This window comes from Dysgonomonas sp. 37-18 (assembly GCF_001899125.1).
Lineage (GTDB): Bacteria > Bacteroidota > Bacteroidia > Bacteroidales > Dysgonomonadaceae > Dysgonomonas.
In genome coordinates, this window is sequence record NZ_MKVC01000031.1 from 1 (window position 1) to 20,777 (window position 20,777).

At 34.9% G+C, this 20,777-nt stretch carries 18 protein-coding genes, 1 pseudogene and 1 riboswitch; of the genes and pseudogenes, 1 reads left to right on the forward strand and 18 read right to left on the reverse strand.

Annotated elements, in window-relative coordinates; genetic code table 11:
* From BGO84_RS12450 to BGO84_RS12485, 8 genes and pseudogenes are all read right to left on the reverse strand, one after another.
* Positions 1–775: pseudogene (locus BGO84_RS12450) on the reverse strand (hypothetical protein); the annotation flags it as partial.
* 110 nt (positions 776–885) lie between these two features.
* Positions 886–1,422 (reverse strand): signal peptidase II, encoded by a 537-nt coding sequence (locus BGO84_RS12455; protein WP_291029595.1) that lies wholly within the window; start codon positions 1,420–1,422, stop codon positions 886–888.
* A 243-nt stretch (positions 1,423–1,665) separates the two neighbouring features.
* Positions 1,666–2,280, reverse strand: coding sequence for a hypothetical protein (locus BGO84_RS12460; protein ID WP_291029597.1), 615 nt, complete (start codon positions 2,278–2,280; stop codon positions 1,666–1,668).
* Positions 2,281–2,338: 58 nt separating this feature from the next.
* Positions 2,339–2,917: a Crp/Fnr family transcriptional regulator gene (locus tag BGO84_RS12465; protein ID WP_291029599.1), complete on the reverse strand. Its 579-nt coding sequence runs from the start codon at positions 2,915–2,917 to the stop codon at positions 2,339–2,341.
* 87 nt (positions 2,918–3,004) lie between these two features.
* Positions 3,005–4,129, reverse strand: coding sequence for a site-specific integrase (locus BGO84_RS12470; RefSeq protein ID WP_291029602.1), 1,125 nt, complete (start codon positions 4,127–4,129; stop codon positions 3,005–3,007).
* A gap of 412 nt (positions 4,130–4,541) precedes the next feature.
* The gene (locus BGO84_RS12475) at positions 4,542–4,874 is read right to left on the reverse strand and encodes a hypothetical protein (protein ID WP_291029605.1); all 333 of its coding nucleotides are present in this window, start codon (positions 4,872–4,874) and stop codon (positions 4,542–4,544) included.
* A 191-nt stretch (positions 4,875–5,065) separates the two neighbouring features.
* Positions 5,066–7,036: a DUF262 domain-containing HNH endonuclease family protein gene (locus tag BGO84_RS12480; RefSeq protein WP_291029607.1), complete on the reverse strand. Its 1,971-nt coding sequence runs from the start codon at positions 7,034–7,036 to the stop codon at positions 5,066–5,068.
* Positions 7,037–7,060: 24 nt separating this feature from the next.
* Complete coding sequence (locus BGO84_RS12485; protein WP_291029609.1) at positions 7,061–7,465, reverse strand: helix-turn-helix transcriptional regulator; 405 nt, start codon at positions 7,463–7,465, stop codon at positions 7,061–7,063.
* Between the two features lie 239 nt (positions 7,466–7,704).
* Between BGO84_RS12485 and BGO84_RS12490 the strand changes: the two genes are divergently transcribed.
* Complete coding sequence (locus BGO84_RS12490; RefSeq protein WP_291029611.1) at positions 7,705–7,941, forward strand: hypothetical protein; 237 nt, start codon at positions 7,705–7,707, stop codon at positions 7,939–7,941.
* Between the two features lie 75 nt (positions 7,942–8,016).
* Here the strand turns inward: BGO84_RS12490 and BGO84_RS12495 are convergent, their stop codons facing one another.
* The 10 genes from BGO84_RS12495 to pflB all read right to left on the reverse strand — a co-directional run bounded on the left by BGO84_RS12495 (position 8,017) and on the right by pflB (position 20,664).
* Complete coding sequence (locus tag BGO84_RS12495) at positions 8,017–8,469, reverse strand: GNAT family N-acetyltransferase (protein ID WP_291029613.1); 453 nt, start codon at positions 8,467–8,469, stop codon at positions 8,017–8,019.
* 89 nt (positions 8,470–8,558) lie between these two features.
* A complete protein-coding gene (locus BGO84_RS12500) occupies positions 8,559–8,930 on the reverse strand; it encodes a hypothetical protein (RefSeq protein ID WP_283685350.1) in 372 nt (123 codons plus the stop codon).
* Positions 8,887–9,318, reverse strand: a complete 432-nt coding sequence (locus tag BGO84_RS12505) for a hypothetical protein (protein ID WP_291029615.1) — start codon at positions 9,316–9,318, stop codon at positions 8,887–8,889. The genes BGO84_RS12500 and BGO84_RS12505 overlap by 44 nt, the downstream gene beginning before the upstream one ends.
* A gap of 288 nt (positions 9,319–9,606) precedes the next feature.
* Positions 9,607–11,484, reverse strand: coding sequence for a hypothetical protein (locus tag BGO84_RS12510; protein WP_283685348.1), 1,878 nt, complete (start codon positions 11,482–11,484; stop codon positions 9,607–9,609).
* Between the two features lie 407 nt (positions 11,485–11,891).
* Positions 11,892–12,800: a hypothetical protein gene (locus tag BGO84_RS12515; protein WP_291029617.1), complete on the reverse strand. Its 909-nt coding sequence runs from the start codon at positions 12,798–12,800 to the stop codon at positions 11,892–11,894.
* Between the two features lie 483 nt (positions 12,801–13,283).
* Positions 13,284–14,264 (reverse strand): hypothetical protein, encoded by a 981-nt coding sequence (locus tag BGO84_RS12520; RefSeq protein WP_283685346.1) that lies wholly within the window; start codon positions 14,262–14,264, stop codon positions 13,284–13,286.
* A gap of 159 nt (positions 14,265–14,423) precedes the next feature.
* Complete coding sequence (gene nrdG, locus BGO84_RS12525; RefSeq protein WP_291029619.1) at positions 14,424–14,912, reverse strand: anaerobic ribonucleoside-triphosphate reductase activating protein; 489 nt, start codon at positions 14,910–14,912, stop codon at positions 14,424–14,426.
* Positions 14,905–17,112, reverse strand: coding sequence for an anaerobic ribonucleoside triphosphate reductase (locus BGO84_RS12530; RefSeq protein WP_291029620.1), 2,208 nt, complete (start codon positions 17,110–17,112; stop codon positions 14,905–14,907). The genes nrdG and BGO84_RS12530 overlap by 8 nt, the downstream gene beginning before the upstream one ends.
* A gap of 116 nt (positions 17,113–17,228) precedes the next feature.
* A riboswitch (cobalamin riboswitch) is annotated at positions 17,229–17,419 on the reverse strand.
* 210 nt (positions 17,420–17,629) lie between these two features.
* A complete protein-coding gene (gene pflA / locus BGO84_RS12535; RefSeq protein ID WP_291029622.1) occupies positions 17,630–18,349 on the reverse strand; it encodes a pyruvate formate-lyase-activating protein in 720 nt (239 codons plus the stop codon).
* 83 nt (positions 18,350–18,432) lie between these two features.
* Positions 18,433–20,664, reverse strand: a complete 2,232-nt coding sequence (pflB, locus tag BGO84_RS12540; protein ID WP_135105682.1) for a formate C-acetyltransferase — start codon at positions 20,662–20,664, stop codon at positions 18,433–18,435.
* Positions 20,665–20,777: the final 113 nt, after the last annotated feature.

Below are 20,777 nucleotides of genomic sequence, written 5' to 3' on the forward strand. Positions count from 1 at the left end.
CTTTTGGCGGGTAGTCTTGGTTTGTACTAACAGTACTGGAGATATTGTCCTGATTTAGAAATACACCTTTTTCGGACGTAAGAAATATCTTGTTCTGTGCACATACAGCTTGCCAACTGCTTGTTATATAGCAGCGTTTATTTAATTCGTTAAATAGATAGATAAGGAGTTTGTTTTTCTTACTGGCAATTCTCAATGGCTGTTTTGTTGTACAGGATAGGATTTGCTGCATAATATCAATAGTCATTGCAGTATCTAATATCTTTATTTTATTTACACACTCTACAAGAGTTTCTATCTGTTTTTCATTAAGGGTTGATTTAAAATCTTTTATTATAATTTCCGGTTGTGGTGCTTGTAATTCAGGTTCAGGTACTTTATCAAACTTATCAGTATTGACTTTAAACAGCAAATCGAATGTTGTATCTATTTGACTTTGTTTTTCTGTGGATAGATTCCCATAAGATACTCGATTCTTATACTCTGAAAACTGATTGTCAAGATATTCTTTTTCCTCTTCTTTATTCATATTATTATATTTAATCACTGTTCTCATATAATGAGGAGTAAACTGAATATCTTTGAATAGTAAAGTAAGAAAACTAAACCAACTGAATATAGCTACAAAGCCAAAGAGAATACAAGCTAATGGAAACCAAAGATGGGCTAAGAATGTGTTTTTCTTTTTCAATAGCTCATATTTATTCATCAAAGAATTCCATATCTTTTGATTGGCTTCTCTTTGAGAGTATTTTATATAAGCTAGTTTATTCATGTAATGTTTTTTTTACATTCATAACAAAACTAATAAAAAGAAGAGGTACAGCAAAATGGTTGGTTGATTTATCTGTGTATTACAAATTATTGTCTATAACGTAGTGTATCTTATTTGAATAAATCTTTTAAATAAGATGCCATATGTTTTAATTCAATTTTATGTTCTTTCTCTATTCTCATCGTACTAATAATGAAAAAAACAATGTAACAGTCAATATACATATCCTTTAGGTCGAAGATAACACCTCCCAGTAGTTTAAAATACAGAAAATCAAGTACTCCTTTTTCCCAAACTAATATACCCAAGTATCCACATATATACCCTGCTGTAAGAAAACAAAAAGAAATATCAAGCATTTTATTGTTCGGAGCAATTCCTTTAAAAAAACGATAGAATAGAAATAATACAAACCAGATCAATGGAAATAAAATAATATGAAATGTTAATCCTGCATCCATACCTGTTTTCTTATAGATTGAATCATTCACGAAACTATACTTACTGTTAAATGTCGGTTTGAAATCTAATAATTGAGGTATAATCTCGCAATTAATATCCATAAATGAATGATAGATAATTAATTTAGCTGCTTGATCTATTATAACCAACAATACAATTAATAATATAATATTTCGTGTTCTCATATGTATGCGCCAAAATTATGAAATGGTCATTTATTGGTATTTACCTAATCATTCTCTTTTATCCTTGACAAACCCGATAGCTTTTTTATTACAGTCATTTCTTCTTCTGAAACCAGTATTTTTGACAATTCAAATGCGATACATGGAACTGTCTCTGGACAATATATGGACACAACTCCATTTGATCCCAAGTAAGTTATGGAGCTATTATTATTTCACCATCAATCTAATCTATAAATATATCTAATGCTTTTTCACCAATTTAAATTCATAATATTGAGTAAGCCATGCTATAGTATCGGATTCCGCAACCATATCAGACAAAGACTGAAAGGTTGAGTTGTCATAAAAGAATCTGTCTATTTTTGCTATTTCATAAGCCTGCCAATTTCCGCTATGTCCACCACTCCATAAGTCACTGCCTTCTATTTCTTTTCCTTTATGGTTAATGAAATAGAAGGCCTTATTTATCAAAAAATCTTCTTCATTAAGAAATACACCCCAATATTGATTGCCTGTATACCACAAGGTATCATTAGATAATTTTAAAGGAAAATCACGAACTGTCTTATTATACTTAAGATACAGACTGTCCTTCACCAGATCAATAACTAATGTGTCGCAAGGGCTTTCTCCAATGGAATGTTTCCAAAAATCACTTATAAACTCGTTGCCTACACCTTGCTTTTCCCCTTTAGGTCCAACATATACGTTAAAATCTTTTATTTCATGCTTCCCTGTATATGCATATTCATATATTGTCGGCTTAATAGGTTCGGGAGTTGGGCTTGAACTATCATCATTACATGATGAAAGAAGTAATACGATCACTGTCAATAAGGCTAATTTTGTTTTCATTTTGTTTCTCGTTAAAAATTATACAAAAATAGACCAATGGAATGAAAATACCCTTGATTCAAATCAAGGTTTGTTCGTGAATAACATTTTTTCGAATTCGGCTCAAAGTCTCCGGCGTAATTTTTATAAATGAGGCTATTTCTCTTAAACTGACTAAATTCAAAATTTCGGGATAACGCTCTATCAGTTTCAAATAGCGTTCTTTTGGTGAATCGCAATATAACGAAACTAATCTGCTGTAGATATCCTCCAATAAAGTTTCGGCTAGTTCTGCTCGAAGATTTTTATTGTGAAAATGATCGTAAAAAATATTGAGCTCATTATGTGTAAGGTTTAAGACCGTGGAATCTTTAATTGCTTGGGCATCAACTGTAGATGTCTTTTTTATCTGGAAAGAGCCATAATCAACAACAAAATCATTCTCAAAACTATAACCTACAATTTGATCTTTTCCATCCGAAGTATATCCCAAATACCTAAACCCACCTTTCAAAATGAAGCCTACATGATTATGAGCTTCTCCTTGCCGTACATACAAATCATTCCTTTTATATTCAGATAAAATGCCCTTCTTTATGAAGAAATCTTTTATATCAGCAATCCCTTTAAGTTCAAGATGTTTATTGAAAACAGCCATTGGGTAAGTTTACTAATTATTTCTATTGTATATTTTTCCGTCGGAAGCAGTATGTTCCAAAATGGAACTAACTGAATTTTCATCTAATTATTCTAAACTAATTTCAGGCAATGAATTTACGGCTTTTTCTTTTAATGAATCTACCGCACGAGTATATTTCTCGGTGTGTTTCAATCCGCTATGCCCTAAAAGTGATGCAACGGTTTTTATATCAGTCTGGCATTCACCTAAAAGATTAACAGCAAAAGAGTGTCGGGCACAATGCCATGTTATGTGTTTGTCTATCCCTGCACGCGCGACCCATGTTCTAAGAGCTTTTAAACACCCTGTATGACTCGGCAATTTGAATATATAATCATCTTTCGTTGGCTTCTCTCCAATAAGACTGAATAAGGTTTGACTAAGAGGAATGATAACAATAGAGTTTTTTGAATGTCCTTTCGTTTTAGCTTGTTCGAATTTTATTCTTTTGCCTGAATAATCCACATTGCTATATTTCAGATCTACCACATCGCAATATCTTAAACCTGCATATAGACAGAATAGGAAAGCTTTCTTTATATCTCCATTCTGATATGGTGTTTTCGCAAGCTCTTGTATTTCTTCCAATGTCAGTACATCCTTAGTCAAAGCAGTATCATCGACAATACAAGAAACACCATTAGTCGGATTTTTATGGAATATATCTTTTTCAGTGGCATATTTGACAACTTTTTTAAAACGCTGGAAATATCCTCTTGCACCCTCTCCAATCGAACGGTTTTGCAGATATTCGACAAATTTAACCATCATATCTTTATCCATCTGCTCAGGTTTAATATAATTCTTCATTGTCGGGTATGATTCAGCTAAGAAGTTCTTAAACCGCTGTAAACTGCCTTGCATCATTCTCAAATCTTTCTTTGTATAAGTATCTACATAGTTTTGAAAGAATTCAAGGAAATTAATTCTTTTCTTTACCGGACTTACTAAGCCAAAAGCAGAATGATTTAATTCTGTCTCTCTAGCTGTTCTTATTTCTTCTGCTAATTGGAGTGTTTCTTTATTCTGTTGTCTTTCAAAAGTGTTCTTTGGTTTATCCACAATGTAGAGTTTAAGGTATTCCTTAACCCTTACACCATCCCGATAAATATCCAAATAAAGGGATATATTGCCATTCGATAAGGCTTTCTCCCTTAACGTAACATTGTTCTTTTTTGTCCCTTTTCTCATATTATTTGTTTTATTGCCTTTTTCTGTGTTTATTATACGCTTCTAGTGCTTGGTTTCAAAGGTAATAAAAGATTTTAATCGGGGGACAAAATAGGGACAAAAAGTTGAAAAAAATAAGAAAATAGCCATAATTAGCTAAAATATCAATAAATATAAAATACTGATATATAGAATTTTATTTGTTTTTAATTTACTTTATTTGATAGGTATTGTACCGGCTCTGGGTACTCAGGCGGAGAAAGTTGAAAAACTATCTCCGCTTTTTTATTTTTTGTCTCGCAATTTGTTTTTTTATAAGATATTAATCAAGTACAAAATTTTTGGTTTGTGTTTTATAGGGCAATATATAATATAGGTTCTTAGACTTATCCGATAACGATTTTCTCGTTCATGTTAGTTATCAACGTCCCTCCTAATTGAATGTTATTTTAGCTTCATCTTTATTTACCCAATCTTTAATAACCCCTTTATTGACAGATAAGTCTGAAAATTGTTTTGGAACTCTTATTTTTGAATTATCAACAATAATAAACAGCATGTAAACTCCCCAGCCAAAACTTTTTATCCCACATTGCAGCGCATTTATAGGAATCGATTTAATAAGATTATCAACTATTTCTCTTTTTGTAAAAGCTCCTATTTGGGGTTCGTATGGATTCCAATAATGGTTCCAAATCTCTCGTTTTTCGGAGATAGGAAGTATATCCCATTCTAAAAAAGTAATATTATTATTTAACAACTTCATAGTTTTTATATTTGAAGGTATTACAAATGTAATATATTCTATTTTCTGCGGCCTCGGAATCCTATCCCTCAACTCATAAATCAAGTCTAAATCTTCAAGAAATTGGTTCGAGAACAGAACGGTTAAGGGTACAAAGAAAACCTGATAGAGAAATCTGTCAGGCTTTTACTATTTAGGGGAGAAGAAATACCTTATTTATTTTTTGTTAAAAATGATAGCCCCAAAGCTTTAATTTTCTTCTCTCTATCTCCAATTTTTAAATTCCATCTTTTTTCAAAAAAATCAAGCATTTTTATCCCTCTTTCAAGAATTTCGTTAGCTGTCCATTCCTCATTTAAAGCGACTTCATTTTCACTGTAAGAACCAAATCTATACCCTGTCATATTTGCATCTCTTTTCATAGGGAAAGGCTTATTGCCTAATGATGAATTCTTTGGCCTTGAGAGAGCTAGTAGATTTCCTAATGAATTTTTTAAAATCTTTTTTTGCAGGGGTGAATATTCTGAAAATCTCTCAATCCAATATTTCTCTTTAGCAGTTTGGGGATAAATATGTTCTACTGAGAAGTAATCTTTTTCATAATTTTCGTTTATAAAAGAATTCCATTCAATCTTTACTCTCTCAGTTTTTGACATAGACTGAAGATACATTTCATATTCAAATAAGAGGTATTTTATAAAAGGCATTCTGTAATAACCCCCATCTTTTAGTCTATCGCTCAGAATATCAGCGAAATCATTCTTTAAGAAAAAACTTTCAATTATTTTTTTTATTTTTTCAAGTAATTTTTTTGCATCCATATGCTCGGATATACAATGGTTTGAAAATTCGCCTCTATGAATTTCATATAAGGATGAAAAAAAGGATTGAACAAAATAGAATTTTTCAAATTCATTTAGTAAACGTATTCTCAGGTTCAAATCTTTTTCTTTTTGGAATATCGAAAATATAGATAAGGTTGGTTTATTATTACATAATCTATTAATTCTTTCTAATATTATCTTTTCTTCCAAACTAAAATTAGAGTCTATTGGTGTTGATAAATAGTAATACAATTCAATTGATTCTTTTAATTGAGTTGAAAAATCATAGATAAAAGGTTCTGAAATTTCAGGTAATTGAAGTTTTAGTACTTTTTGATTACTTCCATATATTCTTTTCTGAGAAAATAATTCATTTAACAAAAAACGATTATAATTTCGCATAAACATTTCAAACCTGTTTATTGCCTCAATAGTATTCTCATTTTCATCATCTGGTATTTTATCTATTCTATCTAAATAAAAACAAGATAAAAAGATCCTTAAAAATTCATCATCACCAATTCTAACTTTTGGATTTTTTCCTAAATAATGGTATGCAGTCTTCCAAGCATCATTTATGACTCTTCTTAATTTATTATCTTTTTTTGAGTCTGATGATAATTTAGTAGAGATAAAGATAAGTCTGTTCTTGAGTAACTCTAAGGTAGTTAGTGGCTTTCCTCTGTTATTCATTGTTTCAAAAGTCACAAAAACATCTATATCACTCGATATCTCATAAGCATTGAATACAAATTGTTGAGTTGCTTTTGTAAATATAACATTGACTTCATTTTCAGTCATCTCTAATATTTTACTAGAAAAAAAATGTTTAGCTGAAAATAAATTCTTTGTATAAATAGTTTCTTCTTTAGGGTGATGTATGTCTGACTTTTCGCAAAAGATATCTGTCTTAAGAAACTCATAGCTTGGATTATCTTTTTCATAACCGAATATATAAGACCTTGATATCTCTTCTGGCTTTGAATCAAAAATATATTTTCTTCTAATATCTTCTTTATTGCTATAGTTGAGATATTTCACATTTTTATGTTCTAATATTGCTATGATTAAAAGAACAATAGTTGTTAAACGTTGCTGTCCATCAACAACATAGTATGGTTTGAAATTTCGAGATTTTATTATCCAGGAATCTTCTTCCCAATTGCTCCACTTTTCTTCATCTACTTCTTCCAATGTGAGTACACCGAGATAATGTTTAGAATTTTCTTGAATTTGTTCAAGGTCTAACCAAAAATCATTTAACTGATCTATCCCCCACGAGTATCCTCTTTGATAATCTGGGATTCTATATAATGCTTCTGTGAAAATTCTCGAAACCGTAAAGAGTTCTGTCTTCATTGATATTATATACTCTAAGAATTATTACTTCCTCTCCTTCAACACCTCATGCAACAAAGAAATAGCCTCTTCTTTATCCTTCAACATTCTTTCGTATAAAGCGATCTTTTCATCGTAAAGCTCAACTATTTTATCTAACGGGTTAAATGTCGGGGAGTAGTTTATAGAACCTGAATTATCATAAGCATTTACAATATTGATGGAAGCTCCTTGTTCAAGCTCAGTAATAGCTTCAACAGGAATATCCAAAACCTTAGCAATCTTTTCTAAAATATCCTGTTCGAGCTTATCCTTTTTCTCATAGCTCGAAAGAGTAGCTTGTGATACTCCTATTTGCTCTGCCAGAACATCTTGATTAATATTTCGCCATTCTCTCCATCGGCGGACGTTTGGACCATGATTGCTCTTTTTTATGCTTGTTTCTTCCATGTCTTTCTATTTGTGAATTTGTTTATATGCAAAAATAAGCATTTAGAGCAAATAATAATTTATTTGTGAGGATAATATTTTAACAGTTAGGATATTAATATATTATTTGTGTTTCTGATATCTTATTGTCTCAATTAATAGGATATAAGACGCTGTGCCATTTACTTTGCAATTGTGAATTATACAAACTCAAATATAGCAACCCTTACAAAAGTGCAGTAAGCCTAATACAAACATTTATGGAAAAATTAGAAAGAGGGGATATAAATCTGGAACCGATGTATACATTCTTTAAAGAAGACATTTCTCCTAAAGACTTTGCTAAACTATTGGATGAATTTTTATATAACTATGTCGTTCTATTTATACAATGTCAGTCTGATGCTATAATTAGCACGCATAAAGATACTCTTGAATTTATCCACTATCTAAAAACCTTACGGGATATTGTTCCTTTATGTGACAAAAGGCAATAAAGCGATCAAATTCCAAAATACAGGTTTGAGAATAGAACTGTTAAGGGTGCACAGCAATCCTGATAGAGAAATCTGTCAGGATTTTTTTATTTCATTCTTTAGATAAACCATGTCTATTAGTTGCTTGCCATTTTCAAATATTTGATGGTCGTAATTGTCTATGAAAAAGTTTTTTACGGTGTGTGAATATACAAAGCCAAATTTTTTGTAAAATGACAATATAGTAGGATCGTCGCCTGTACCAACCAATAATATGTCACATTTATCTTTATAGTTTTCAATTATATATATCATCATTAAACTCCCGTATCCTTTCCCTTGTTCTTTTTGGTAAGTTGCAATATTTTTGATTTCGAAAGTATTCTCGTCTTCTTGAGTAACGACACTAACGGTTTTTAGATCAGTGTCGTATAAAGCAAATAGTTCTCCTCTTTCTAAATATCTGTAGATCATGCTTTCCTGTTCATCCCCCAATAGCAGCAGGTTCATAAACCGGTCTTTCCCCTCTGTTATTTTTTTTATTTTCATTTTAGCAGCATGTTGATATTAATAACAAGGCAATATTAATAAATAAGGTTTAAAACGTCAAGAAATCGGTTTGAGAAAAGAATGGCTGTCTACTCGCTTACTTCTTCTCCGAACAGTTTTTTCCACTTGGCGACAGTATTGCGACTAAGTTTGTATTTTGTGGCTAGTTCTTTGTTATTTAGCATGTTCTCTTTCTGATCTTGGAGTATTTGCTTTATACTTTTTTGGTCGTAAGCACGGTGACGTTGTCCCAAAAGTATTTCTTTGCGCCCTTGTTTATTTGAGAATAAAATCATATTAACCCGTATTACGTCTAAAGCAGTCCAATTCCTTTTATTTAAGTAATTGATGCAATTCGCCTCCCTATCGGGATACTTATCACGAATCATGTCGGCATATATCTTATGGTATAAGGGTCTATTCTCTTTGTTGTTCAATTTTTGTTTTTTCTTCCTCTCCATTCGGTTTGTTTGTGTTATTTCCATATTTTCTCATCCAGCGGTTAATTGTTGTTGAAGGAATATTGTATTCTTGCTGTACGTCACGTTTGTTTTTGCGCCCACTTTCTATTAGTTCTAGTAGGTACATAATTACCTCGTGAGTATAGATGTTCTTCTTAAATACAGGTAGAGATGTGTTCTTTTCCCTATTTGTTTTATTGATATCCTGCGGAGCATAAAGAATAAGATGTTGACTATAGATTCGAAAAAAATCATATTCCAGCAATTTACTCCAATGCAATAAGAGTTCACTCTCTAAAGACTTTCGATCAAACATATCTTTAATGTCTTCCTCTGATACTTTCAGGAAATTACATGCCCGGTCAATATCCACATTGCATTCCGACATGCGTTTTTGAATTAACTTTCCGATATGAATATTTCTAAAATTGTTAAGGTTTGGCATATAATCTTCTTTCGACAATAAAATGTTTAATATAAATTTTACCCGTTTATTTATTCCTAACCGGTTTTTATTAAAAAGGGAGATACAGAGATCTCCCTTTCCTACGCATAGCTTTGTTAATCAGGCCTTTTTAGGAAAGCCTGCCTAAGATTGAAAAGTCCCAAAAGCTCTAGAGATTACTATCTTTAATTTAATAACTAGTTAAGCCAATCCCCTTGAGTTATCTTTTATTTAGTGAGGATTAATTCCACTGATTGCAGCCTTCTTCAAAGCCCAGGCCACAGCATTGAGCTCCAAAGCAGAGTTATATATAAACTGATTCCACGCTGTGCCCGGTCCATAATTTTTCGACAATGGTAATCCCTGGCTGTTATATCTTGACGGATAAGCGCCTGTACTGTTATCAGTTGTGGAAGAACCTACACTGTCTCCGAAATAAAGAAAGTTCTTGCTGTCGTTATACCATACGATCGAGTATTGTGGATCTTGTAACGTTTTGGATGCAGAACGCGCCGTACAAATTTGCACAGAGTTAGGAGGTAGCTCGGTCATTATCACAGAGCCGGTTGTCCCATTATCTTCCCCCCAATGCCTGTCCGAAAGATTTCCAAAAGGACCATTAATAACAGGATCACTTGGTAAGTTTGATATCACATATACATCGTCGTCTGTTTGCCCTCCGGATTGAGCAATAGCGGGGCTTATACCAAACAATCCGCTCATAAGCGTATTCACATCGCTACTAGTCCCATCAGCCGACCCATAAATTACACAGCCACCTTTATTAATGTAATCCCTTAACGCCGTAGTGAGAGCTGTCGTAGGGGCAGCACCGTAAGCAAAGTACAATACAACATCGGGCATAGTACCATTGCTATAACCATCATTAAGATACTTCGCAGCTGTATTTACAGTTGAGGTACTCCATAATTCGGTGAAACTTACTATTTTTACAATTCCATTAGGTCCAAAACTTATACCTCCATTGGTCAATGCCTGGCTCCTGGCAGTAGAGTTCCAAGAATAAGTACTTCCCGAGCCAATAACGGCATAAGTCATAGCCGGCAAAGTCAAAGGTATTGTTGTATTACAGGTGTTATTCCCCTGTGGCGTATTTGCATTAATCGTTATCGGGAAATCAGAATTGACGGTAGGTGTCCCCGAACCAATAAGAGTGATAGTGTGTGTCCCGATAGTTAAATCACCACTGGCAGAAAAACGGATACCATTCGTCAAAGGAGTATTGATGTTATATGAACCGGCAGTGGTCACGGTTACGTTTAAAGCTATCGTATTTGAAGCTGTTAAAGGTGTTCCTTTCAGGTATCTTCCGTTTACCACTATGCTGGAGCAGTTTAGAGAGTAATTTGCTATAGCAGAAGATACTTCTATTTGAGGTTCACAGCCCGGAATAAGCCCTATGCCATTAAAGGAAAGTTTATCCGTTTGCGCATTCACAGGAGTGCCCTGACACGGGATATTCACAGTCATCTTCCCAATACTCAATGCAACCCCCGACTGATAAAAACTGTAGCCATTCCCGGTAGTTATAGTAATAGAGAAAGCTCCTACTTTTGTTACATTCAGATTTATACTTAGATAATTAGCTGAAGTAGTAGGTGTGCCTTCCACGTAGACTCCATTAATCTCTATATCGGAACAATTCACCGCATCGAACTTAGCATTTCCCATTTTGCTCTGGAAACAATTCCATTGCTCTCCATCCCACTGATTTAAACCTAAGCATAATTCTTTATCATCATTCTCTGTCAGGTTGTAAACGATCAAGCCCGTATGAGCCTTATCTAAAGCCTCCTTATTGGCTGCTCCGCTATAGGCAGTATTCGGTCCCGAAGCCGGATCATCCGGGTCTGCCAAGAACATGGGATAAAGAGCTTTTTTTTCTGATAAGGTTACTCGTGGTAAGGCTAAACCCCTATGCGCATTAGAGCTGGCATCGGTCACCGCATCTTTCTCTTTTAGTTGTAAGATAGATCCGGATATAGGCTCTTCACCCGAGCCGATTGAGACTTGCGCTTGTAGTGTAGATAAGGGCAAGAACAACATTATAAAAACGAGAAATGTTGTTACTGATTTGTTTCGATTCATGAGTTCTCTTTTAGTTTATTTCTATTAATTTGTGCTACAATCATATTTTGTTTTGTAAAAAACAGGACAGCATAAATAATACCTCAGGTAACGATAGTTACAAATGCAAAACTTATTTATAATTAGGGTGATAGAGTAATTCGTCTTAATGATATGTCTAGATATATGTGCTACGATATTTTTATCTTATATCTTTATATTACCTTCATGCTGTTTGTCTGTTCGGGAATTTTTGACAAAATTGAGAGATTTATTTTGTGTAAACAATAAGCTATATCGACATCGCTGTTAATAATGTATCTATTTTAGAGCTTGTTGATAAGGTTAGGGAGGATATTCGATGTATTGACGTGAAAAAAAAGTTGAATATACATTGAATTGCAGGTAAACTTGTAGTTGTTAAATTTTTAATCGTCAGAAGTTGTACCCTCTCCCAACATTATTTCGACTGCTTTTCTTTGTTCATTAAAATATTCTTTTCTTATTAGATCGGCACTTCCCGTTATAAGAATAGAATATCGTTTCATCGATTCAATCCAGATTTGATGAACTTCCAGTAGTTGGGAGTCGAAGCTCGTAATACCACCTATCCCATAAATTCTAAAATGAGCTATTTGACTATTGTCTGACTTGATTAAAGAACAAGAAGATTCTATATTGATGCTCGAGATATAAACAGATATCTTTGATGATGTACCCAAACTGCCTTTCGCAGCTTTTGTTTCGAGATTGTTTATTAAGTCGAGGAGGTCTTTTTTTAGTAGTATGACTTCCGGTTTTGTTATCAATTTAAGCTTGGAGAAGAAAACTATATCCTTAATGTATGAAGTAAAAGTATTGCAGTCGAAGATGTATTCAGTATCAATAGTCTTACTCTCTTTTATAAATTCATGAACCAGGTTCGCAATTTCATCCGAAATTTTATACTCCGAAAAAGGCAGTTTATGTTCTATTGCTTTTGTTTGGTATAGCCATTTGTAAGATGCGACTTTCGCTAAAGTTTTATATTCCAGAAAAAGCTGAAAAGGGATCATGTTGGAGGCAATGATAAGTTTTGCATTTGTTGACTGCCGTGCTACTTTATGAAGTTCTATATATGATTCCGCAACTTTTTTGAGTGTATTTTCAAGGTTATCACTTATAATCATCTTTGTTTCAAAAGATGCATTCTTAGCGTCTTTTTTCTGATGATTGATAATGTCATCCAATGAAATGTTTAGGTCGTTAGATATTTTAATGAGTTCATCCATATTGAACATTACTTCTCCTCTCAATCTGCGATATACAGCTTCTCTTCCCAAGGAAAGCAAATTCATTAAGTAATATAAAATCTTGACATTGTCAGGAATTGCCAATTTTATTAATGTAACTAGTCTTTTTATAGCTTTATTGTTTTGTTGCATATATTATATTTTCTACTTCGTAGATATACTTTTTATAAAAGAAAAAGCTCTTTTATGGACTTAATATTAGAGAGTTTATTGTTCAGCCCATGGCCTTGCATAAGTATATTTGTAGAGCCCTTAAGTCTAAACTTTTCTGTATTCGATATAACGAATGAATATCGTTTGTCCTATTTTTTAGACAGTTATGGGTGGAAACAGTTTATATGATAAGATTGAAAAAACGAAGTGTAAAAGTGAAATATTAATCTGTATTAGACAATAGGCTGATTCGACAACAGTGTTTATTCTGTGTCTTTATTCGTGTTTTTCTATAAAGTGTGATAAGGTATGTCAGCACAAATTAAGGAAAAAGTTTAACCGTGCCTGTTATTGAAAATGCGGTATAGGAAATAGTTATAATTTTTGCATTATAAATTCTCTTTGCTTGTTAAAATATTCGATTCGAACTAAATCCGCACTGCGTGTTATTAATGTAGAGTATCGTTTTAATGAATTAATCCAAGTTTTATGTACTTTACATATAGTCGGATCTTCAGTGTTTATACTGCAAAGGCCATATATGCGGAAATGTGTAACCTGATTATTATCCCATTCTAGAAATGTGTAAGTTGTATCTATGCTAATATTAGATATATAAACCGATATTTTTGAGGTTGGGCTAAATTTACCCGAAGCAGTTTTTATTTCGAGGTCGTCAATCAAGTTCAAAAATTCTTCTTTCAATAAGTTGACCTCTTCGTTAGTTATTAAATTTAATTTGTAAAGAAAAACAATGTCTTCAACTATAGAATTAAAGGTGTTGGGATCAAATATAAAATCAGAGTCAATGGTATTATATTCTTTTACAAATTCATGAGCAAGGCTGATTATTTCATCCGATACCTTATAGTCACTAAAGGACATCATATTTTCAACTGGTTGAGTTTGATACAACCATTTGTAAGATGGAATTCTCGCCAGATTTCTGTAATTGAGAAAAAACTGATAGGGCATCGTGTTTGTTGCGATAGACATTTTAGCTTCAGGGTGTCTGTTTGCGAGTTTGCACAATTCGACATGTCCATTTAATGTCTGTTTGAGGTTCTCCATAAGATGTTTTAAAGAAGTATCTTTTATCAGCATTTTTGTTTCAAACAAAATGCCATATTTTTCCATTTTTTCAGGATTTACAATACTATCTAAAGATATGTCCAAGTCTTTGGATATTAGTATAAGCTCATCCAGATTGAATGTTATCTCTCCTCTTAGTCTGCGATATACAGCTTCTCGGCCTAACGATAACAAATCCATCAGGTAATGGGCTATTTTGACATTTTCGGGAAGTGCAGATTTGATTCTATACACCAAGTTGTTTACAACCTCTTTATTCATCATAGACTTACATTTATTGAGATTGAGATATGTTTAGTGGTTAACTTTAATCTAAGTTTTAGTAAATCTTTTTTTATCGCATAAATTTATTATATTTATTTTAAAAATTGGTATGGATTTTATTCAAGAATGTGTTATTTTATCACTTTTTTTTGAAAGCTCTTATCGTTGAGGTGAATCCCCGTATTCATCCAAAGTTTGCACATTTATGATTCTTTGATTGCTGCTGCCTCTGAATCGTAGCTCTTCGCTTTGCAGTGCTTCAATATATCTGCCGTCTACCAAAAAATCGATAAAAGGAAGAATTTGAGAAAGCCTTTCCGATTTTAGAATGTTTTCATACAAAAATCCGGTATAGCACCAGATGTTTTTGTCTGTTTCTGCTTTTATTCGTTGTGCAAGCTGTGTGAAACCTTCTACTTGAAACAGGGGATCTCCACCCGAAAAAGTAACGTTTGCAAATTCATCTTCTTTTATTATCTCTAATAGCTGATCAATGGTGTGTGGTGTGCCATTTTTTATATCCCACGATTGTGGGTTATGGCATCCCGGACATCTGTGTGCACAACCCGCAGCGTAGATGGCCGTTCTGAATCCGGGACCATCTACGGTGGTGTCATGTATAATATTTAGTATTGATAGCTTATTCATGAATAATGCGGTCGTTTAACTCTGCCAGTTTTGCGCTGTTCCATCGGTCTGTTGTCCCTACCAGGTAACCTGTTATGCGTTGCAGGCGATCTATTTCGTCGCTACCGCATTTTGGGCATCGGGTGAGCTTTGTATCCGAATTTTCATAGCCGCATTTCAAACAACGATTGCGATTGTGATTGACTGATGCATACCCCATATTATATTTATCCATCATATCTACTACTGTCAATATAGCATCGGGGTTGTGTGTGGCATCACCGTCTATCTCTACATAAAAGATATGTCCTCCTCGAGTTAGGTCATGATAAGGAGCTTCTGTCTTTGCTTTCTTATGTGCACTGCATTGGTAATATACGGGTACGTGATTGGAATTGGTGTAATATTCACGATCGGTTATGCCCTTGATTAGCCCAAAGTCTTTTTTGTCTCGACGTGTAAAACGTCCGGCGAGCCCTTCGGCAGGAGTTGCAAGTACACTGTAATTATGCTGATATTTTTCTGAGAATTCATTTACTCGATCTTTCATATAAGTTACTATCTCCAGTCCGAGTTTTTGAGCTTGCTCATCTTCTCCATGATGTTTACCTACAAGTGCAACAAGAGCTTCGGCAAGTCCTATAAAACCAATGCCCAATGTGCCTTGATTAATTACCTTCTCTATCGTGTTCTCATCTTTTACCTGCTCGCATCCTTCCCATAATACAGACATTAGTAATGGAAATTGTTTGGGAGCGGCAGTTTTCTGAAATTCGAACCTGCGATGCAATTGTAATGCGGTCAGGTCGAGTATCTGGTTTAGTTTGCTGTAGAAGCAATCTATTCTTTCTTTTTCATTTTCTATATTTCTGCATTCTAAGGCAATGCGTACAAGATTGATAGTGGAGAAAGAGAGATTCCCCCGTCCGATAGATGTCTTTTTCCCAAAGCGATTTTCGAATACGCGTGTCCGACAACCCATTGTAGCTACTTCGTATTCAAATCGGCGAGGATTGTCTGCTTTCCAGTCTTCATGTTGATTGAATGTCGCATCCAGATTCAAAAAGTTAGGGAAGAAACGGCGGGCACTCACCTTGCTTGCTAGTATATAAAGATCATAGTTTTTGTCGTCCGGCAAATAGTTTACGCCTCGCTTCTTTTTCCATATTTGTATAGGGAAAATAGCCGTTACGCCACTTCCTACTCCTTCGTATGTACTGTGGAGTAATTCGCGAATAATACAGCGCCCTTCAGCGGAGGTGTCCGTTCCGTAATTGACCGAACTGAATACGACCTGATTTCCTCCACGAGAATGGATTGTGTTCATATTGTGAATAAAGGCCTCCATCGATTGGTGAACTCTGCTCACTGTTCTGTTTATAGCATGCTGTATAATTCGTTTGTCTCCTGCTAAATCTTTGACTGAACAAGGGATATAATCTTCTATTTCTGTTTCGTACAAATGTTTGTATTCTATTCCTGTAGCTTGTTCGAGAACTTTTATTTCTTCAATAAAGCTCTTACGTACAAATGGAGCTAAATAAAAATCGAAAGCAGGAATAGCCTGTCCGCCATGCATCTCATTTTGCGCTGTTTCCAGAGAGATACAACCTAGCATACTGGCAGTCTCAATGCGTTTTGCGGGACGAGATTCTCCATGTCCTGCAAAAAAACCGTTTTGTAATATTTTATCTAAAGGATGTTGTACGCAAGTAAGACTTTTAGTCGGATAATAATCTTTGTCGTGTATATGCAGATAGTTGAGACGAACAGCTTCTTTTACCTCCGGCAATAATAAATAATCATCAACAAAAGGCTTAGTGGTTTCGCTAGCAAACTTCATCATCATACCGGCAGGTGTATCGGCGTTCATGTTTGCATTTTCTCGCGTGATATCGTTCGATTTAGTATCTATAATTTCCAGAAACATGTCTCGCGTTTTTGCTTTGCGGGCAATGCTGCGTTTGTCACGATAGGCAATGTATTTTTTTGCCACCTCTTTGCGGGGGCTTTTCATCAACTCCATTTCTACCATGTCTTGTATTTGCTCCACTGTCATCTGCTCATTTCCCTGACAGGATACATAGTCTGTAATGCGTCTGATTAAAGTGGAATCTTCTCCTTGTTCGGTGTGTAGCATGGCTTTGCGAACTGCTGCCATGATTTTTTCCTCATTAAAACCGACGATACGTCCGTCTCTTTTTACAACTGTCTGAATCATATTCGTTATCGTTTATACTTTTATTGTATCAATTAAAATATAACTGACAGGAGCAGGGAAGTACACAGACTTATTTGGAGTTAATATGTTGTATAATTCTGCTGCTTTTCTCCCGAAAGCTAGAATGTATATACGGCAGGTCTTCTGACTTATTTCGCAGTTGGTAACCTTCCCATCAGTATTCGTTGACAGTGGTGTGAGAGTCCAACTACCTTTCTGAAATTTACAGCTACGGGGATAGTTCAGGTCTTTCACCTGATTCCCTTTTCATCCGATTATATTCGGAACCGTATATGTTAACAAAGTTATATGATTTTACTTAATAAAAGACTTGATTGGATATTTTATTTAAGTGTTTTCTGATTTAAGTTTTCTCTGTTTATTGTTAATTAGCTTTTTATGAGTTTGTTGTGATTTTGCTATTGTTGAAAAGTTTTCTAAAAATAAAATTTTATATTCTTATCGATGATCTTTTTTTGTTTTTGTAAAGAGAAATGCTTTATGAATAATCTATATGTCAGACCTTAAGTCCATAATTTCGGAAAATATTTTCAGCCTTTTCTATTTCCGACTGTTCGGGAGGTGCAATGTCTTTAAGCTTGTAGTCTTCAGTTAATTGCTCCCATTTATGTAATCCCATTTGATGAAAAGGTAGAATATCTACTCGCTGTACATTTTTATATTCAGAAACTTGTTTTGCCCAGTCATTCAGGTCTTTTTCATCGTCGGTGAAGCCCGGAACGAGCACATATCTTAGCCAGGCAGGTTTTTCAATTTCTGTGAGGTACTGCATGAAGCGAAGTGTTGGCTCCAGAGGTTTTGCTGTGAGGTTTTTATATTTATCAGGATTGATATGTTTAATATCCAGTAGTACAAGATCTGTGTGCTCTAAAACTTCCTTTACCTTATCATTTAATATATATCCTGATGTGTCTATAGCTGTATGTAAACCTTCATTTTTACACATCTTAAATAGTTCGATAATAAACTGAGGTTGTAGCAGGGGTTCTCCTCCCGAAATGGTTATGCCCCCATTGCGTATGAAGTTTTTTACCTTCTTTACTTCTTCAAAAGCCTCTTCCGGAGCTAGTTCGTACTTCTTATCGTTCATATTCCATGTGTCTGGGTTATGGCAATAGAGGCAACGAAGAGGGCAGCCTTGCATAAAAAATACAAATCTTATACCCGGGCCGTCTTTAGTTCCAAAAGATTCGAAAGAATGAATTAAACCTTTCATTATTTATTTTCTTCCAGCTAAGTGAAGTTGCCCCAAAAGTGTTTTTTTTGTTTTGGAGCAACTTTTTATTTATTAACGGAGTATCAGAATGATGTAGTAATCGTTCTGTTTATAACATCCAATTGCTGCTCTTTTGTAAGTTTTACGAAATTAACAGCATAACCTGATACACGTATTGTCAACTGAGGATATTTTTCAGGATGTTCCATCGCATCGATAAGCAGATTCCTGTCAAATACATTAACGTTGAGGTGGTGACCTGTTTGTAAGAAGTAGCCATCAAGAAGTCCGCTGAGGTTTTGAGCTTCTTCTTTTCTGTTTTTACCCAATGTATTTGGTGTGATAGCGAAAGTATATGAAATGCCATCATTTGCATGAGCAAACGGAAGCTTCGCTACAGATGAAAGTGATGCTACAGCTCCTCTGGTATCACGCCCATGCATAGGGTTGGCTCCCGGAGCAAAAGGTGTTCCTCCACGTCGTCCATCAGGGGTGTTTCCTGTTTTCTTTCCGTAAACAACATTTGAAGTGATGGTCAATACCGACTGTGTAGGTATCGCATCTTTATACATCTTACGTTTACGGATTTTGCTCATGAACTTTTCTACTATTTCCACAGCAAACCTGTCGGTCTTGTCGTCGTTGTTTCCAAACGGAACGTAATCTTTTTCTATAATATAGTCGACTGCGTCACCTTCTTCATTTCTTACGATGCGTACTTTTCCATACTTGATAGCAGCAAAAGAGTCGGCGATAATGGACAGCCCCGAAACGCCGAAAGCTTGTGTCCGGACGATATCAACATCATGCAAAGCCATTTCTAAAGCCTCGTATGAATATTTATCGTGCATATAATGGATGATATTTAATGCCTTTACGTAAGTTTCGGCAACCCAATCTAAGGTGCGGTCAAATTTCTCCCACACTTCTTCAAAGTCAAGATACTCTCCTGATACCTTTTCTACCCAGTGCTTTGGTAATACTTGCGCTTTGGTTATTTCGTCTTTACCTCCGTTGATTGTATATAGTAGAGCCTTTGGTAAGTTCGCTCTTGCCCCGAAGAATTGCATCTGGTGCCCTATTCGCATCGGCGATACACAACATGCGATACCGTAATCATCGCCTAGTTGAGGACGCATCAGGTCGTCATTCTCGTACTGGAGTGATGACGTGTCGATAGAAACTTTGGCACAATAATGCTTCCAGCTTTCGGGTAAACGGTCGCTCCATAATATTGTTAGATTAGGTTCGGGTGCAGGCCCTAGGTTGTATAGTGTATGAAGCATACGGTAGCTATTTTTCGTAACCATCGACTTTCCGTTGTTTGTCATACCTCCGATCGATTCGGTTACCCATACAGGATCTCCCGAAAATAGTTCATTATATTCATTGGTGCGAAGATAACGGACTATGCGTAACTTCATTACAAAATGATCAATAAGCTCTTGTGCGTCTATCTCGGTTATTAAGCCTGCTTGTAAATCTCTTTCGATATATATATCGAGGAAAGTAGTTACACGTCCGAGGCTCATCGCTGCACCATTTTGGTCTTTGATAGCACCCAGGTATCCAAAGTATGTCCATTGGATAGCTTCTTGGGCTGTATTCGCCGGTTGAGAAATGTCGAAGCCATACGAAGCAGCCATACGTTTCAAGGCTAGTAATGCTTCTATTTGCGAACTTAGCTCTTCACGAAGACGAATCAGATCGTCTGTCATCACAATTGGGTCACATTCTTGGAAACGTTTTTCTCGCTCTGAGATTAATCGATCTACACCGTAAAGAGCTACTCTGCGGTAATCGCCGATAATACGTCCACGTCCGTAAGCATCGGGTAGGCCCGTTAACAATCCATTGCTTCTGGCTCTGCGGATGCTGTCGGTATAAGCAGCGAATACACCTTCGTTGTGTGTGCGTCTGTATTTTGAGAATATTTCTTCTGTCCCTTTGTCGAGTTTATAACCATATTCGGCCAAACTCTGTTTCACCATACGGAGACCTCCGTTAGGGAATATTGCTCTTTTTAGCGGTTTGTCTGTTTGAACCCCTACAATTTTTTCCAGCTCTTGGTCTATATATCCGGGTCCATAAGCATCAATTTGAGAAGGTATTCGAGTCTCGGCATCATATATGCCTTTCTCTTTTTCTTCAATAAACATTGTGCTTAACTTTTCCCATAGCTTGATTGTTGCTTCAGTAGGGTTTTGTAGAAAAGATTCGTCTCCTGTGTATTCTTTATAGTTTTGGAGTATAAAATCATTTACATTGATTTCCTCTTGCCACCGTGTGCCTTTAAAGTTTTTATATGCTTCCATTTGATTATAAAATAAATTTCTAAGTACTCAATTTTCAGAGCTTACGTGGAATAGAATAAGAAATAAATACAGACGTATTTAAATAAATGTAACAGAATAAAAATAAAATAGAG